The organism is Kitasatospora sp. NPDC048239 (assembly GCF_043202015.1).
In the GTDB taxonomy this organism is placed as follows: domain Bacteria; phylum Actinomycetota; class Actinomycetes; order Streptomycetales; family Streptomycetaceae; genus Kitasatospora.
Genome location: NZ_JBICZP010000027.1, coordinates 41,719 through 56,933 on the forward strand (window position 1 = coordinate 41,719; position 15,215 = coordinate 56,933).

Annotated in this window: 18 protein-coding genes and 2 pseudogenes; 7 read left to right on the plus strand and 13 right to left on the minus strand. The window is 69.8% G+C overall.

Going from position 1 to position 15,215, the window contains the following annotated elements; genetic code table 11:
• Nucleotides 1-241 precede the first annotated feature (241 nt).
• The 4 genes from ACGFZP_RS37890 to ACGFZP_RS37905 form a co-directional block, all read right to left on the minus strand.
• Entirely contained in the window at nt 242-862 is a 621-nt protein-coding gene (locus tag ACGFZP_RS37890) for a hypothetical protein (protein ID WP_392941547.1), read from the minus strand.
• Complete coding sequence (locus tag ACGFZP_RS37895) at nt 852-1,802, minus strand: hypothetical protein (RefSeq protein WP_392941549.1); 951 nt, start codon at nt 1,800-1,802, stop codon at nt 852-854. The genes ACGFZP_RS37890 and ACGFZP_RS37895 overlap by 11 nt, the downstream gene beginning before the upstream one ends.
• 114 nt (nt 1,803-1,916) lie before the next feature.
• Nucleotides 1,917-2,210: a hypothetical protein gene (locus tag ACGFZP_RS37900; RefSeq protein WP_392941551.1), complete on the minus strand. Its 294-nt coding sequence runs from the start codon at nt 2,208-2,210 to the stop codon at nt 1,917-1,919.
• A 360-nt stretch (nt 2,211-2,570) separates the two neighbouring features.
• The gene (locus ACGFZP_RS37905) at nt 2,571-3,023 is read right to left on the minus strand and encodes a hypothetical protein (protein WP_392941554.1); all 453 of its coding nucleotides are present in this window, start codon (nt 3,021-3,023) and stop codon (nt 2,571-2,573) included.
• A 373-nt stretch (nt 3,024-3,396) separates the two neighbouring features.
• Here ACGFZP_RS37905 and ACGFZP_RS37910 point away from each other — a divergent pair, with 373 nt between their 5' ends.
• Nucleotides 3,397-4,044 carry a helix-turn-helix domain-containing protein gene (locus ACGFZP_RS37910; protein WP_392941557.1) on the plus strand — a complete coding sequence of 216 codons (648 nt, stop codon included), beginning with the start codon at nt 3,397-3,399 and terminating at the stop codon, nt 4,042-4,044.
• A gap of 595 nt (nt 4,045-4,639) precedes the next feature.
• On the opposite strand, the gene ACGFZP_RS37915 is transcribed toward ACGFZP_RS37910, so the two are convergent.
• A complete protein-coding gene (locus tag ACGFZP_RS37915) occupies nt 4,640-5,119 on the minus strand; it encodes an SAM-dependent methyltransferase (protein ID WP_392941559.1) in 480 nt (159 codons plus the stop codon).
• A 75-nt stretch (nt 5,120-5,194) separates the two neighbouring features.
• The gene (locus ACGFZP_RS37920; protein ID WP_392941562.1) at nt 5,195-5,473 is read right to left on the minus strand and encodes a hypothetical protein; all 279 of its coding nucleotides are present in this window, start codon (nt 5,471-5,473) and stop codon (nt 5,195-5,197) included.
• Between the two features lie 806 nt (nt 5,474-6,279).
• On the opposite strand from ACGFZP_RS37920, the gene ACGFZP_RS37925 reads away from it, so the two are divergent.
• From ACGFZP_RS37925 to ACGFZP_RS37940, 4 genes and pseudogenes are all read left to right on the plus strand, one after another.
• Complete coding sequence (locus ACGFZP_RS37925; protein ID WP_392941564.1) at nt 6,280-7,023, plus strand: hypothetical protein; 744 nt, start codon at nt 6,280-6,282, stop codon at nt 7,021-7,023.
• 158 nt (nt 7,024-7,181) lie between these two features.
• On the plus strand, nt 7,182-7,517 hold the full coding sequence (locus ACGFZP_RS37930; protein WP_392941567.1) for a hypothetical protein: 336 nt from the start codon (nt 7,182-7,184) through the stop codon (nt 7,515-7,517).
• A gap of 50 nt (nt 7,518-7,567) precedes the next feature.
• Entirely contained in the window at nt 7,568-8,059 is a 492-nt protein-coding gene (locus tag ACGFZP_RS37935; RefSeq protein ID WP_392941570.1) for a hypothetical protein, read from the plus strand.
• Nucleotides 8,060-8,628: 569 nt separating this feature from the next.
• Nucleotides 8,629-9,099: pseudogene (locus ACGFZP_RS37940) on the plus strand (replication-relaxation family protein); the annotation flags it as partial.
• A 358-nt stretch (nt 9,100-9,457) separates the two neighbouring features.
• Here ACGFZP_RS37940 and ACGFZP_RS37945 read toward each other — a convergent pair.
• The gene (locus ACGFZP_RS37945; RefSeq protein ID WP_392941573.1) at nt 9,458-10,141 is read right to left on the minus strand and encodes a DUF402 domain-containing protein; all 684 of its coding nucleotides are present in this window, start codon (nt 10,139-10,141) and stop codon (nt 9,458-9,460) included.
• Between the two features lie 541 nt (nt 10,142-10,682).
• Nucleotides 10,683-11,201, minus strand: a complete 519-nt coding sequence (locus tag ACGFZP_RS37950) for a DUF4429 domain-containing protein (protein ID WP_392941576.1) — start codon at nt 11,199-11,201, stop codon at nt 10,683-10,685.
• Nucleotides 11,202-11,859: 658 nt separating this feature from the next.
• Here ACGFZP_RS37950 and ACGFZP_RS37955 point away from each other — a divergent pair.
• The gene (locus tag ACGFZP_RS37955) at nt 11,860-12,261 is read left to right on the plus strand and encodes a hypothetical protein (RefSeq protein ID WP_392941579.1); all 402 of its coding nucleotides are present in this window, start codon (nt 11,860-11,862) and stop codon (nt 12,259-12,261) included.
• On the opposite strand, the gene ACGFZP_RS37960 is transcribed toward ACGFZP_RS37955, so the two are convergent.
• The 5 genes and pseudogenes from ACGFZP_RS37960 to ACGFZP_RS37980 form a co-directional block, all read right to left on the minus strand.
• Nucleotides 12,251-12,493 (minus strand): hypothetical protein, encoded by a 243-nt coding sequence (locus ACGFZP_RS37960; RefSeq protein ID WP_392941581.1) that lies wholly within the window; start codon nt 12,491-12,493, stop codon nt 12,251-12,253. The genes ACGFZP_RS37955 and ACGFZP_RS37960 overlap by 11 nt on opposite strands.
• 340 nt (nt 12,494-12,833) lie before the next feature.
• Nucleotides 12,834-12,974, minus strand: a complete 141-nt coding sequence (locus ACGFZP_RS37965; RefSeq protein WP_392941598.1) for a hypothetical protein — start codon at nt 12,972-12,974, stop codon at nt 12,834-12,836.
• A 121-nt stretch (nt 12,975-13,095) separates the two neighbouring features.
• Nucleotides 13,096-13,323, minus strand: a pseudogene (locus tag ACGFZP_RS37970) (transposase family protein); the annotation flags it as partial.
• 220 nt (nt 13,324-13,543) lie between these two features.
• The gene (locus ACGFZP_RS37975; RefSeq protein WP_392941583.1) at nt 13,544-14,008 is read right to left on the minus strand and encodes a hypothetical protein; all 465 of its coding nucleotides are present in this window, start codon (nt 14,006-14,008) and stop codon (nt 13,544-13,546) included.
• A 289-nt stretch (nt 14,009-14,297) separates the two neighbouring features.
• Nucleotides 14,298-14,537 carry a hypothetical protein gene (locus ACGFZP_RS37980; protein ID WP_392941585.1) on the minus strand — a complete coding sequence of 80 codons (240 nt, stop codon included), beginning with the start codon at nt 14,535-14,537 and terminating at the stop codon, nt 14,298-14,300.
• 320 nt (nt 14,538-14,857) lie between these two features.
• Here ACGFZP_RS37980 and ACGFZP_RS37985 point away from each other — a divergent pair.
• Nucleotides 14,858-15,215: hypothetical protein (locus ACGFZP_RS37985; protein WP_392941588.1), on the plus strand; the 358-nt coding region annotated here is incomplete at its 3' end.

Consider the following 15,215-nt stretch of genomic DNA (forward strand, 5'->3'; position numbering starts at 1 on the left):
CGCCATCCGGATGCTACGGCACCACCGGAGACACTCCGTACCCGCGATGGAGTGCTACGCCCAGGCCCCGAACGGCCTGTTGATGCCTCCCGTCCCCGTTCACGCCACCTGAGAGGCCGGCCATGCCCCTGGACCCTTCATCCTCCAGTTCGTCAGCAACGCCTTCTCCCGCAAGTGGATCGAAGACGTCGCCGAGCTCAAGGGTGGCCTGAGCGAACCCGGTTCGGCGTACACCGCCGCCTTACGCGAAGGCCTGCGGGCCCTCGTCGACACCAAGGAACTGACGCTGACGGAATGGCAACAGCCCACGGGGGTGCCGATGAGGCCGGCCGCCGCGCTGTACACCTACCTGGACCATGTCGACGATCCGGGACCAGCTCAGGGAGTAGACACCGTGTCCTGCTGCGCCGCGTTCGGCAGTGGGCAGTGCTTCCAGACGCCGCGCACGGGCCAGCCGGGCGGCCAGCTCAGGTCGTCCGTCGAGCAGTTCGGCGTAGGCGGCGGTCTGCGCGACCTTGTGCATGACGCCCGGTGCCGGGTCGGATCCGTCGCCGTGGAGACCGATGAGTGCCAGGGCGACGCGGTGGCGGACCTCCTGCGGGGGCAGCTCGCCGGCCTCACCGGCGGCCACCGCCGCTGCCGCCAGCAGCTGGTATCCGGAGGCGCGGCAGACCCCCACATGGCTCTGCAGCAGTTCCCGGGCTCCGGCGTCCGCCTGCTCGTAGCGGCCTTCGGCGAGGAGAACGCTCACCTCGGTGGCAGTCGCCGCCTGATCGACCGTTGCCTCGCCCGGACCGACCCGATCACGCGCCGCCGCCCCCGACAGCACCGGCATCACGCATCCAAGTTCATCAGCGGGCACTGAGGATCCTGGATGAATTCATGGCCCGGGTCTTCAGAAGGTCGGAAACCTCGCGGATGCGATGACCCTGCGAGTTGATCATCTCGTTCTCGTACTGAGCCATCAGGAACTTCGCGACTCCCGAGAAATTCGCCCTGTCCCGACAGTCCCTGTCCGCGACCGCGGTCTCGATCTCGTCCCGGGAAGGCGACTGGCCTGCGCCGTCCTCGCCGGTGCTCCACCGAGGATCGCTCATCGCCTGGTCGGGATTCTGATACCGGAATCCCCGGTCGCGCATGCACTCGCTCCATGACCGTACCGTGGAGGAGAACCGCGCGTCGGACCGCGCCCGGTCCCCGGCCTGAGCTCCCAGGACATGGAGCCATCGTTCGGGAGGAACGGTGGAGTCGAGTCCGTCGATCGGTATCGAGACCTCTCCGCCGTTGAGGGTGCGGCGGGTTTTCCCATCGCACCCTCCCTCGGGCACCGTCTCCCCCCGAAACCGGGGAACGCTCCCTTCGAATACCGCGATCTGGTCTTCGGGGACGACTATGGGTCTACTTCCGCGTCGGGCGGCTGCTGCCATGTCGTCCGCGAAGTTCGCCGGCCCTCGATATCCGTAGCGCTCGACCTCGTGGGCACCGAGCCAGCCGAGCGCGGTCGCATGCCTGGGGTACCGGGAAGCGGAGACCTCGGGAACGCTGAGAGTCAGTCCGAAAGAGGCCATGCAATCACGCAGCGAGTGCATGGTCGCCCGCTGCACCTGGAGGTAGTCCTCGTCCGGCAGTTCATAGGCGTCCAGGGGAAGCGCGAGAAGGCCTGCGGATCCCGCCCCTTGCGTGATCACGGGAGCGTCAGCCGCCGTCTCGGCCTTCGGCGCGGTGGTGCATGCGGCCGACACGAGAAGCAGGAGAGAGATCACTGTGGCCGGTAGTACCGATGAGACTCGCCGCTGCTTCATGGTCTCCTTCCGGTGCGGCATCGCAGGGTCGCGGTCGTCAGCGCCAGGAGCCGGTTCACGGACATCAGCGCCGACGAAACTCAGCTGCTCACGCGAGGGGGTCATCGGCTTCGCTCATCGCCAGACGACCGTCGGACCGTAGAACACGTTCGAGTGCTGGTACTTCGCCTGCACCTTGTAGGCGTGTGCGTCATCGACGCCGGCGGTGTAGTCCTGGGCCCACTCCCGTACGCCGTCCCGGTTACCGCACTGGTAGACCGCCTTGTCCGACTGGTTGACCCAGATCAGAGCCACGGAGTCGAGATCGTAGTTGTACATCTTGGCCCACGCGTACCACTTCCCGCCGTAGGTGCCCTGGTTGACGCGGATGTAGGTGGGTCCTCCGACGTTCGCGTACGTTCCGGGCACCGGGGAGACGTTTGTCGCCCTGGAGGGCTCCTTCAGCCAGCTCCCGCACCAAAGCGGGGCGGCGGAGGCCGCACCCGCGGATCCCATGAGGACCGCCCCGGCCGCCACTATGGTCACGGTTGCGCTAGCGATGATCTTCCTCAGCACTGGTTTCCTCCTACGACATGACTGATTCCCGTTCGGGGTTTCGGCCGGGCCCGGGTCGCGCACACACGGCGACGGACTGCATCCCGCGACCCGGCTCCTCGCAACACGTGCGCACCTTCCGGGCGGCGAACCCGCTACCGGTGGGGGGTTCGCGTCCCCCTTGCCGAAGCCGACGGCAACTGACTCTCCGGCGGGCCAGGCGGCCGTCGTGTGCTACCGCCACACGACGGTCGAGCCGTACGAGACGGCGCCGTTGTGCCAGTGCTTGGCCTGGACCTTGTATGCGTGCGTATCGTCGACACCGGCGGTGTAGTCCAGGGAATAATCGGTTGACCCGTCTCGAGAGCCGCACTGGTAGGTCGCCTTGTTCGACTGATTCACCCAGATCAGCGCGACGAGATCACCCTGCCAGCCGTTGTACAGCTTGGCCCATGCGTACCACTTTCCGCCGTACGTGCCCTGGTTGACGCGGATGTAGCCGTTGCTCGGGCTCGTGACGGACGCCTGCGTTCCGGGCACCGGAGAAATGTTGGTCGCCCTGGAGGGCTCCTTCAGCCAGCTCCCGCACCAAAGCGGGGCGGCGGAGGCCGCACCGGCGGACCCCATGAGGACCGCCCCGGCCGCCACGGTCGTCACGGTTGCGCTAGCGATGATCTTCCTGAGCATTCGGACTCCTCTAACGGGGCGTTCCGGGGTCGCCGTGTGGCGTGTGTCCAGATTGCTGCAGAGCCTGTTCCCCCGACTTGTACGAAGGCGCACTCTCTTCACCGGAGCGACGCGCACTCTCGCGTAGGGCCGCAGATGGAGGTTGAAACGCCCCATGGAGTCGAGGAACACGGGCGGGTACGCGGAACGTCGCGCACCCGAGCGGTTACGCGCTCAGATCGTGATGTACCGAGGTCATCGCACTGCGGGGCCGAGACCGGTCAGGCTCACTCTCCCCTCCGCCACAGTCACGTTGATCCTGGGTTGGGGAGATCCCCTGTGCCTGCTCGAATGCACCCGGGGCGTCCTGGCGGAGCGGACTACGTGGCATGCGATGCTCGCCGGTCTGCAGACATCATCGGTGAAAGGGGGATACGAGGGCGTTGCGGAGTCGGTCGAGGTGGAGTTCACTCCGCTCGGCGCGTACATGTGCCTGGGGCTGCCGCTGCACCACCTGGCCAACCGCCACATGCACCCGGACGAGGTGCTGGGCACCGGCTGGTCAGCGAGGACCACCGAGCAGCTCATCGCCGAACCGGACTGGGAAGGGCGCTGGGCGGTCATCGACAGCGCCCTGACGCGGCGCATGGCGGACGCATCGCCGCCCTCGCCGGTCGTCGCCGAGGCGTGGAGTCGGCTGCGTGCCTGTCACGGGCAGTTATCCGCCAAAGATCTGGCTGTTGCCACGGGCCGCGGCAGCCGACGGTTGCAGGTGCTGTTCCGAGAGCAGATCGGACTGCCGCCGCAATCAGTCAGCCGGATCCTGCGGTTCCAGCGGGCGCTCACCCTGCCGTCCGGCACCCGCCGGTCGCTGGCCGATCTGGCGGCTTTGTGCGGCTACTACGACCAGGCGCACATGACCCGTGACTTCCGTGACCTGGCCGGGCTCACCCCCGCACAGCTGCGCACTCTCGCCGACCATGCCGCCGCCAGGGGCGGGTCTCCTGCTGACGGACGGCTGCCCCATGTCTTCAATCGCTGAACCACCGCTCTGTCGAGCTCGAACCGGTCCTTCCCAGCGCGTTCGTCCTCCGCCCGGCCGTCGGAAGAGGCGTCCCCGGCCCAGGGCACGCACCGCGAGATCGACTTCGATGGGTACGCTGCCCACGGGGTGCTCAGGTCCGGTCTGCGACCGCGGCCTGTGACCAGCGCTGAATCAGGACGCCGACGGCGTGGTGGCACTGGCGTGCTATCCCGATCCCCGGGTCCGTATGGCGCCCCTCAATCACGTCCGCCAACAGCCCCAGGTGTGCGGGTCTCGGAGGATTCAGGGGAGCGGATCGCTGCGGACCCGGGCCGAATCGGCCCTGGTCCACCGTGCGAAAGCGGGCCACGGCCCGAAACGGCCCGGTTTCCGGCCCGGTTCGGGCACTCCAGCGCAACTTCGCCTGGTTGCCGGGCTTGTCCGCCGCAGCGAGTCTTTCCAAGCCCGAGCAGCATCCCGGAACTCACCCGTCCCTCCTCGGCCCCGCCGCTGCGCCCGGCCATCGCCCCGAAAGGGGAAGGCATCTCCGGGGGGCTACGACATCGGACGCGGGCCGAACGCCGGCGGCCTCTTCAACCCGCGGTCGCTCGCGCTACCGCGGCCTGCTGTCGGCGTCCGTCCAGTAGTCGGTCAGCATCTCGCCGGGCCAGGCGGGTTCGGTGACCTCGCCACGGGGGCCCATCTCCCGGAAGTAGGGCGCGATGTCGATGATCGGCGTTCCGTGGACGGCGTCGAGGTCGGTGACGTGCAGGTCGAGGCCCTTGACCTGCAGCAGCCGGGGGTAGGAGACAGCGAGCTGGTTTGGGCGCCGGTGGTTCCTGTGCGCGAACGTCCCGGTTGCCGGCCAGCGGGGGTTGCCGCGCGGGCTGCGGGCGTGGAGCTCCACGTCGTCGGGCGTTGCAAGGTGGAAGCGCCAGGTGACGGTCAGGTGGCTGAACTCCTCAAGGCCCTGCACGGCGTCGAGTGGGTAGTCGGGGTTGAGGCGGATCACGGACCGGATGCCGCCCTGGTAGTCGTCGGCCGGCTCGAGGTGGCCTCCGACCACCACGGCGACAGGCTCGATCATGATCATGCGCTTCTCCTCCCCGGTCCGCAGGACCGCGTTGCCGCCCGGCGCCCGGCTGGTCGAGCGCTTGTCGCGGGGCGGTCAGCCTATGGCCTGAAGGGCCTCGCGGGCGCGGGTGTCCAGCTCGGCCGCCATGCTGCCGCCCCGGCCACGGACCGGGGACAGCGCGCTGCGCATCTGCCGCACGACGTCACGGGTCCGACCGGACCGGATGCCCGCCATCGCGTCGAGCGCGGTGTGCCAGGTCGCGCACGCCTCCTCGATGTGGCCGCGCTGGGCTTGGACGGCCCCGAGGTACCCGAGGGTCACGGCGTGCGTACGGGCCGAGGCCCGCTGCCGGGTCCGCACGCTGCGCCTCATCTCCTCCTCGGCCCCTTGCAGGTCGCCCAGGGCCCGCAGGGTCAGGGCCGTCTCGTGCGCCAGGCTGGCTTCGGATGACCTGCGGATGCGAGGCGGCGAAGGCGTCGACCTCGGCCAGGGCTGACTTCTTGAGAGGCTGTCGCACGCGGTAGTACTGGCCGGGGTCTCCATCCTCGTGGGCACGCTCCCGTTCCCGGTCGTCGGCTTCGGCCACGGTAGCTGCCGCGTTTGCGAGGAGGGCACGCCCCCAGGCAAGGCCCGGTCCTCCGTTGCGCGCAGCACCGCGGTCTGGGTCATCTCCTTCGCGGTCTGGTCCGCCTGGTCCCGGCGCCAAGCCGCGACGCTGCTCGAGCTCGTCCTCGATGTGGTCCCAGGCTCGGTAGAGCGAGGCCGGGAGTGCCGGCCTCGCGGGCGAGCGACTGGACGCCCACGCGGCGCCCTGCGGAATCTGCCCGTTCAGCAGGCGGTGGATGGCTGCGCGGATCCGCGGCTCGACCTTGTCGCGCTGGTTCTGGCTGAGCGCCATGCCATTCGGACGAGTCCGCCCACGAGATCCTGCTGACCCTGGACGCCCTGGTGATCGCAATCATCACCGACCGCTCCGCACGCTGACCGCATCCCCCGGCCTGCCGAACCGCCGAGCGCCGACAGATGCGCCAATCACCCCCGCTCGCAGGCATCAGAAGGCCACCATCGGTAGGAGCACACCAACGCGCCACGGCGCCCGGCCGGACCGGTCTCGCTGCCCGGCTCCGATATCACCATCCGGGACGACCACGCCCCGCGCCGTACAGAGAGGAATCGCAATGCCGACCCAGGACCAAGCCGACCGCGACACCCAGCCGTACCTGCAGGGCACGGTCAACGGCCGCTTCCACGCCAACCCCGCCTTCGCCGACGCCATCAACAACGGCACCGTCGTCCACGAGCTGCCCTACCGAGGTGAGCGCACCCAGGTCGTGTCCACCGAACTCGGGCCGTTCGGCCGGCACAGCGTCTTCGGGGTCCTGCGCGAGACCTTGCTCGGGGACCAGAACAGCCAGTGGGTGGCCTTCCCAAGTATCGGCGCCGCCGAGGCCTGGAGCCGGTTCACCGTCGCCCACTGGCTGGCGAACCACAGCGGCGAGGAGAACCGGCACTTCTCGGTCTGGCGCGGTGAGGGCTGGACCGTGGAGATCGACCACCACCGCCAGCGCTACACCGCTGCTGTGGGGCTCGCCCCCGGCCTTTACGTCGAGTGCTACGACGCCGCAGCGGACACCCAGGAGGGGAGCGATTCCCGGACAGTGGCCGAGTTCCGCGGCTGGGCCCGGCTGGTGGAGCTGCTCCCGGCCTGCAGGGCCGACTGGCCGTTGGGCATGGTGTGGGAGTACGAGCGGGTGCTGGCCGTTCACGCGGGCATGCTCGCCAAGCGCGACCGCAAGGCCGCAACTGCTGCCGCCGACCAGGCACACGAGGAGGCCGACCCGCTCACCACCGAGGCCGTAGCGTCCAACTGGTGGGTGCGCCTCCGCAAGCGAGTCGCAGCGCTGTTCACCACCTCGCCGTGACAGCTGCGTTCATCGGCATCTCTGCTCGCTGACACACCCGTCCCGACTGGGTCGCCGAAGGGCACCTGGCCGAACTCCGGGGCCGCCTTGCCGGGAGCCGGGAGGACCGGCACCTGGTCGACTGGGACCGTCGATGCGCTCGGCGGCATACTGGCGGGATGAGTTTCGGGGTGGGGTCCGGCGAGAGCAACTGGGGCGCCGAGGCGCTCCAGGAGATGTTGGGGCGTGCGGCGGAAGGCATCGGGGACGTCCTGCCAGAGCCGGACGGGCAGTGGAGCCGCATCGCGGTGTACCTCAACGCGGAGCTCGGCCGACGGGTGACGGTGCATCCGGCCGACGAGCAGCGTCGAGCCTTCCTGACTGAGCACGCCGTACGGATCGCCGTGACCTTCCCCGAGCTGGAGGGCGTGGCTCGCCGCCGCTCGGCGATCCGGCCACAGTCTGGCGCTAGTCAGACAGTCCTGCACATTCGACCCCCGGGTTGGCGCGAGTGAATGTCATGTTTCCTTCATCCCACGATCTGGGCAACGGAAGGACAACGATCGTGATCAAGAAGTTGGGACTCGTCGCGGCATCCCTCGGCATGGTGCTCATACCGCTGGCTGGCACGGCGTCCGCGAAGACCCTCGACGCGAAGCCGGCCACGGACACGGCGGCACCGGCCGTCGCCGCTCTGAGTTGTGGGTCCGGCTACAAGTGCGACAACACCGACCCCGGAACCTTCTCCTTCGACCGCACAGACACCGACGCCGACAGGAACGACCCCGGGTGCGCGACGCTGCAACTCCGTTCGGGCCGTAACAGCGGCTACTGGTACGCGTGGGCACGCCTCCAAGTCGCCTCCGGCTGCGGTCTCTACCAGGGGTGGATAGACCGCTCGTACGACGGCGGCAAGACCTGGCAGCAGTGGCTCGGGCTCTTCCAAACCTACGGCTCCAATTACGGGAACATGTACTACTGGCCGGACACTGCGACGGTCCGTGCATGCGCGGTCCGGACCAATGGCGGCAAGACGATCTGCACGTCATGGCACTGAGCCCCCGCCGACCAGTCGAGGGACAGAGCTGGTCACGGTGCGATGGCTTCTGGCATTGCATGAGTGCGGAACGCCGTCGAATGGACCCAGAGACGGCGATCTGCGGCGGGAGTACCGATCGCAGCGAAGGCCCGGGCGTACCGCACCGAGGCCGGCACGTTGGAGGCCGGCACGGATCTGGCCTGCTCCCTACTCTCTGGAACAGGCGAGGGAGCGCCGACAGGGCGCGGCGATCCGGGACCATCGCCTCGTACGAGGAGCACCGGCCGGCTGAGCACGTGCTGAGCGTCCAGCCCGCATTCCGGCAGTCCTGACCCGCCATCAAGGGGTCCGGCCCCCGACATCAAGACATTCGTCAAGGCGTCCCGGGGCCATCTCCGAAGTTGGAGGCAGGGCAACAAGGTGTTTTCCAAGGCTGGAGGCTTGACGGCTTATCACCTTGGTAGCAGCCGCTACGTGATCGTTGCCGCAGACGGGTTGATCGCCAAGGGATCCGCCAAGGTGCGGGGGGTTCAGTTCGGCGACCGCGCGGAGCACCCGGCCCCGCGCCAGCCGAAAGGGCACCCCCGATGGCGACGGACAACAGCACCACGAAGAAGACCACGGCAAGGGCAAGGACGGGTGCGGAGCCGGACAGCGAGACGCGGGAGGTGGAGATCACCTGGGCCGTGGTGGCCTCGCTGTTCCAGTTCCGGATCGCCACCGCCGAGCAGCTGCGCCGCATTCACGCCCCGGACAGCGGCATCGAGAAGATGCGCAGCCGGCTGCGCAGGCTCCGCGAGCAGGGCCTGGCCGAGGAGCTGGTGCTGCCGCGGTCGGGGCGGGCGAAGGGCTGGTTCCTGACCGAGCACGGCGCGCGGATCGCGGCCGCGTTCCCCGAGCTGGCGGACATCCCCGCGGCCCGGCTGCCCGGGGACAGGGAGGCCTTCAAGTTCACGCTGTACCACCAGCTCGCCGTCGTCCGCACGCACCTGGTGTTCCTCGCCGACGCCCGCACCCGCGGTGACTCCTACGGGCCGTTCGACCTGGTCCCGGAGATCACCCACCGCTTCGCCGAGGGGAAGGAGGGCACCGTGCGCCCCGACGGCCTGCTCCACTACGGGCGCACCGCCCCCGACGGGGGACGGGGCGTCCAACCGGGCGTTCGTCGAGGTCGACCGCGCCACCATGGGCGGGCCCCGCCTCACCGCCAAGCTGAACGCCTACGCCCGGTACCGGGCCACCGCCACGCTCCCGGCCGGGATGCGGGCCGGCACCATCGAGGCCGTCCAGGGCGGCCGCAAGCCGCTGTGGGAGCGCCGCTACCCGGCCTTCCCCGGCTATCGAACGGATACCTTGGAAGGCCATCAAGGTACGGAACGGCCCAGCGCGGAGACCACCAGGACGGCCCGCAGGCGGTCAGTGCGCAGGCGTGCCGTCCGCACCGCCGGGCAGGGTCGGCAGTGGCCAAGCCGGGTCGGGCAGCCAGGTGGTCCACGGGTCGGCGAAAGGGCCGGCCCGGTCCTGGAGGAGTCCGAGCGCGCGCTGGCGGGCCTGCTCGACCAGGGTGTGGAGGTCGTCGCCGACCAGGCCCAGGCGTCGGCCTTGCGCGTACTCGTCCTCGTCCTTCCACGACCAGGCCGAGAGGTCCGGCTCCACCACCAGGTCGACGAACAGGTCGAACGTGTCGATGCCGACCGGGCCGCGGGTGTGGGGCAGCTCGAAGTTGACGTACCAGCGCAGCGGCTCACCCGTGCTGGCGTCCTGAAACCGGTGCACCGAGAAGTGTTCCCCGGTCAGGAAGGTGCTGCGCAGCGCGGTGCCGGTCCAGCAGTAGGGGGCGAGGGTCCAGGTGCCGGCGGCGAGGTGGTGCAGTCCGCTCTCGCGCAGCGCGGTGTCGCCGGTGCGCAGGGAGTCGATCCAGGTGGTCGGGGCGAGCGAGGTGATGCCGGGCCAGTAGGCGAGCTGGAGGATCTCGCCGGTGTCGTCGAGGACCCGCTGCGGCATCGCGGTCCAGACCCGGCCCGCGTAGACGTCGCGGCGCACCGCCGTGCTGCCGGGCTCGAACCGGTCGGCAGGGGCCTGCTCGGCGGGGGCGTTCACGGCCGGCTCCCGGTCGTACAGGCGGGCTCGTGCCAGGTAGTCCGGACCACTTGGCCGCCCGGACAGATGTGTTCGCTGGACCAGGTCCGGCAGCACCCGCCCACGGCGCGCCGGCGGGCCGGGATCGGCGGCCTGGCGGCGCGGACCGCGGCAGCGGGAGCGGGAGCGGGAGCGGGAGCGGGAGCAGGCACGGCCGGTGCAGACGGACGGCGGCGACGGCGACGGTGGGGCCGGGTGGGAGTCGTCATGCCGAAGGCTCTGCCCGCCCGACCGCCGCGCCGAACCCGGCCGCCACTCGAACGGACCACGCCGGGGCGAAACTCACCGCCTCTGACCTGCGATGGAAAGTTTCCGAGCCCGGGGCAGTCGGCCCCTGGCGGGCAAACTCACCGGCAGCTCCGGGGTGAAACTCACCGGCCCGGGACGAAACTCCCCAGTGCAGGTCAGCGGCCTGCACCGGGGTGAGGGCGGGTCAGGACCGGCGCCACCAGGCGTGGGGGCGCTTCGCCTCCGCGGCCGCGGCTTCCCCGGCGACAGCGGTTCAAGCTGTGGCTGGCGGCTGCCCGATAGTGCCCAGGAGGCGAGCCTTTGCAGCGGCTAGCTCGTCCGGGGTCAGGGTGCCGGAGTCGGCCAGCCACTGGAGCTTGGCCAGCTCGTCGGCGAGCGAGCCACCCGCGGTGCCGGTGGCCGCCGGGGCAGCGGGTACGGCAGGCGGCGCGAAGCGGTGGAGACTGGCGACCGCGTCCTCGACGGCCACGCGCAACTCCTCGAAGGCCGGTGCCTGGTTCTTCATGACGACCACGCTGTTCTCGTCCTTGACAGCGCTCGCGGTCTGGGCGCCGAACCCGGAGCGCCGTTCCAGCCCGCCGGCCAGAGTGAACTGGATGAAGCCGTTGACGAGCACCCCGGGCGGCTTCCACTGGACGGCGACGATCTGCGAGACGTGGATGCGCTTCTCGCCCTTGCCCACCGACGCGCGTGCGAGAAACCCCTTGCGGGTGATCGTCACGTACTCCCCGTCGAAGCTGACCTGCCCATTGTGTCCCTTGGCCTCGATCACACACCCAGCATCGGTCGACCGTTGAACCGACGCATCCGGACACCGGTCGAGCCCGCCGGACCGGGCAGGACGCCATCCCCCCCAACCAGTACAAATACCGGCCCGACTGCCAACCAGTACAAATACCGGCCCGACTGCGGAAACGGGCCCGGGACGAAAGCCGGCCCCGCCCCGCAACAGCCCCGGCATCACAGGCCCCCGCCACCCCGCCGCAGCAACTCCCGCCCGCCGCCGTCGACGGGGCGGTGGCGGACCTGCTCCTGGCCGCCGAGGAGAACCCGGCCACCGCCGGGCTGTGTACGGTCCCGGACGCCCCGACGTGGCGACGCCGCGACACCCGGGCCAGCGGGGGTGTCCGAGCCGAACGCTGTGGAACAGCGGCTGGCCGACGGAGGACGGTGCCGCGGATGTCGGGCCGGCGGCCAGCGGCGGACCTGCGGAACGAGCCGAGCCGGGAAGCCGGACCGAGCGGCGACCAGCACCAGGCCGAGGGCGGCAGCGGACCGAACCGGGACAGGAGGCCGAGCAGCGCAGGGGGGCGAGCAGCACCAGGCCGGGACGGCTTCGAGAGCCCGGGGTCCGGCTCCCGGCGGCGGCCCCACCGTGCCGTGGCCGTCGCCCGGTTGTACGGTGGCGGGGCGACGAGGAGGCGGGGACGGTGCAGGGTGTGGGGCCGCTGGTGCGGGTGAGCGACGGGCCGGGTGGGCTGACGGTGTGGGGAGTGGCCGAGCCGGAGCGGTGGGCGGTGAACGTCAATGTGATGGTGGAGGCTGGCGAGGACGTCGGGGCGGTGGATCTCGACCTGCTCAGGGAGGTGCTGACGCACCTGGAGCAGGCGGTGGAGGAAGCCCGGCGGTTCGTCTGCGCAGCATGGGATATGACGGAGAATCAGGCCGGGTTGGACGCACCGGAGGTGAACGTCTACGCCGACGGCTGGATGCTGCGGTTCGCGGAGGGGGCACCGCCGGCCTGCGAGCCCTTCGGGGTGGGGGTGTGGTTCGACGGGCTGCGGCCGGTGGGGGTGGAGGACCTCAGCGAGGTGGAGGAGGTCACGGACTGATCGCCCGCCACTGGGCCCGGCGCGTTCCAGGGGCGGTGTAGAGGGGGCCGATGGCGGGGCCGGTCAGGCGGCGGTGCGCGGCGTCGGCCACCTGGTGCTCAGACGGCTGGCCAGTAGGCGGCGAGCCGGGCCGCGAGGTCGGCGGGGTGTCGTCGGCGGTCTGCCGGTACCGCAGGCCGCCGGTGAACAGCTGCCGGACGGCCGCGGCGACGGCTTCCGGGGTCGGCAGCACTGCACCAGGGGCGAAGACCGGCTGGACGTGCTCGTAGCCGCCACGCCCGTCGTAGTCGCCAACCAGCCATCCGGTGGTCTGCTTCCCGCCAGCCCGGCCCTCACGAGATCCTCCGGGTCGTCATCGTCGTCCTGATCGAACCCGGCGGAGCCGAGGTCGACGAACGCCTCCAGCCACATCAGCTCGCCGTCGGAGCTGAGTCCGGGCCCGTCGGGTAGCCGGCCTCACCGACCGCCCGGACCACCGCGTCGACGTACGGCAGCTGCATCAACTCTGGTGGGGTCATGACCGGCCAACGACCGGCCCGGCCACGTGGACACGACGGCGCGGGCCGGTCCGGTCAGAGGCCGTGGAGGTGCGCCTGGAGGATGCTGCAGGCAGCGAGCTCCGGGGTGTCGTGGAGCACGGCCTGCTGGGTGGTCTGGTCGCCGAGGAAGTAGCCCTCGTATACCGCGACCCACCCCGCAGGGACAGGCTCCACATGACGGACGGGGCCGCCGGCGGGCAGCCCGGCGGACGGAACGAGCAGCCGGGCGGACGACCCGGGACGGCAGCGGATCGGGGCGTACGCCAACCTGCTCCAGCACGTGCACCGGGGCGTCGGCGATCCACTCGCCGACGGCCAGCAGCGAGGTCGCTCCCGCCAGCACGGCACATGCGGTGAACGCGAGCACGACGGCCAGCCGGTGTCGCACTCCGCGCGGATCGCGCGGGTCCGGCACCTCGGCCAGCCGATCAAGCAGGCCCGGGACTTCCTCAGGCACCGCCTCGGGATGCTCGCGGAGCCGGTCAAGGGCAGGCGGGATCGGCGATGATGCGTCGGCAGGCACGGTCCTCCACTCGGATGACGGGGCGTCGAGAACTCCATGATCTTGGACGGCCGTGCCTGCCCTGCTGCCGGGACTACCACCAACTGTCGCATCGTCACAAACCGGACTGCCGACCTTGCCGAAGCCCTGCGACCACTGGGCTCAAGGGCCACTCGGTCGGGGAACAGGTCGACGCTGGTGGCGGAGGCCCCTGCTGCAGCAGCTTCGATCCGTACCGTCGTCAGGCGTTGTCAGACCAGATGTCTGAACGCATGGCATCCCTCGTCTGTAGGCGCAGGTCCAGGTACCTGCGTGTTAGTTCCTCGAACTGATCGCTGTCGATTCGCGCTCCGGCGCTAACGGCGTCACGCATCATTCGGACTGCCCCACTGCATTCCTCGGCTAGAGCGACGACGGCGCTGGGGGCGAGAAGTTCCAGCTCGTGACGAGATGTGTAGCAGTGTGCGTAGGCCGCTCGTGTCTGCCGGTACCTCTCGCTCGCATCCAAGCCAAGCGTAGCGGCAATATTGCGCAGGTCACTGCCCGCCTGGGCATGGTCTGCGAGGAACCGCGCATAGAGCTGCCGTCGTGTTCTGCCCCACTCGACTGTCGTCTCTCGTTGTGTCTTCCTGCGCTCCACCAACAGCGCCGATCCCATCGCGATCACGGCACCGACCAGCGTGGCAAGCAGCGGTATCCAAGTCATTTCAGAACAGTAGGACACATTCGCGGCCAACTGACCTGGCGCGTTGGGTGTTTGCCGCCCTGCAGTCGACCAGGACGGGGGCGACCCGGGCCATGGAGTACTACCAGCGGCGGGCCTGACTGTCGTGGTCACGGGGCCATAAGCGGTGTCCCGGCAGACTGCTCCAGCAAGATAGACGAGTTCATCGCCGGGGCCGGGCGGCAAGTCCTCCTCCAGCGTCTCGGCCCGCACCCACCTGCCGGTCGCAGGCGAGAACGCAGGCTCAATACACTACAAATGGGACGAGGCCTCACTTTGCCGAGGCCCTGGGCTGCCAACCCCCATCTGCACCTCGATAGAGGACAGCTGCTTCCCCGGGGGTCAGCTGCTCGGCAACGTGGCGGGCGGTCATCACTAGGCCCTCGCCGTCCTTAAGTAGGAAGGCGGTTCCAGCGAAGCCCTCGTTCCGTACGGTGTTGTCCGGCATGGCCCGGACCTTCATCACAGGGACGACGATGTTGTAGAGCTTGTCGTAGTCGCGCTCAGTCATGGCGCACCTTATCCCGTGGATGTATCACTGACCCTGGTTCCACGGCGCCCCTGTATCGAGCGCCGCGCGCCCTCGCGATCTCAACACGCTGACTTGACAGACATCCCATGAGCTGGAGGGTCAAACGGCGAGTACGTGAGCCCACGGAGACCAGACAGTCCCCTTCCCATGGGCAGTCCGTCGTTCAGCTCGAACGGATGCCCTAAAGGCTGTCCCGTCAGTGATGTCGGCCTCTCGGGCATACTGACGGTCGTTGCCGTGGTGGCGCGGCTCTGGAATGGGGGCCGAGTGCCTGAGTTGCGCTGCGAGGCGGTTCGCTGGTGGACGATGAGCCGTTCCCCGGCATCGTGGAGGTCCGGTTCATCGATGCAACGGGACGCTGCTGGTCCTTGATCGACAAGTGTCCGATTTTTGCCGCGCATCTCGGCGCGGAAGCGCAGCTCACGGTGCCCGACGCCGCCTGGTCAGCACGACAGCTCAGCGTCGTCCGTCTCGCCTTCCTCCTGCTCCTGGCCGGCCTCGTCGGTCCAGGTGCCGAACGGTCCGGGCAGGCCGGGCTCGTCGGCGCAGACTGGAGGGCGCCGCCTCCGAGCCGGGCAGCGCGGCGCCACCGCGCGCACGACAACCCGGGGCCGCGGCCCCGGACAGCCCCTCCGGCACGGGCGGGGCCCCCGCTGG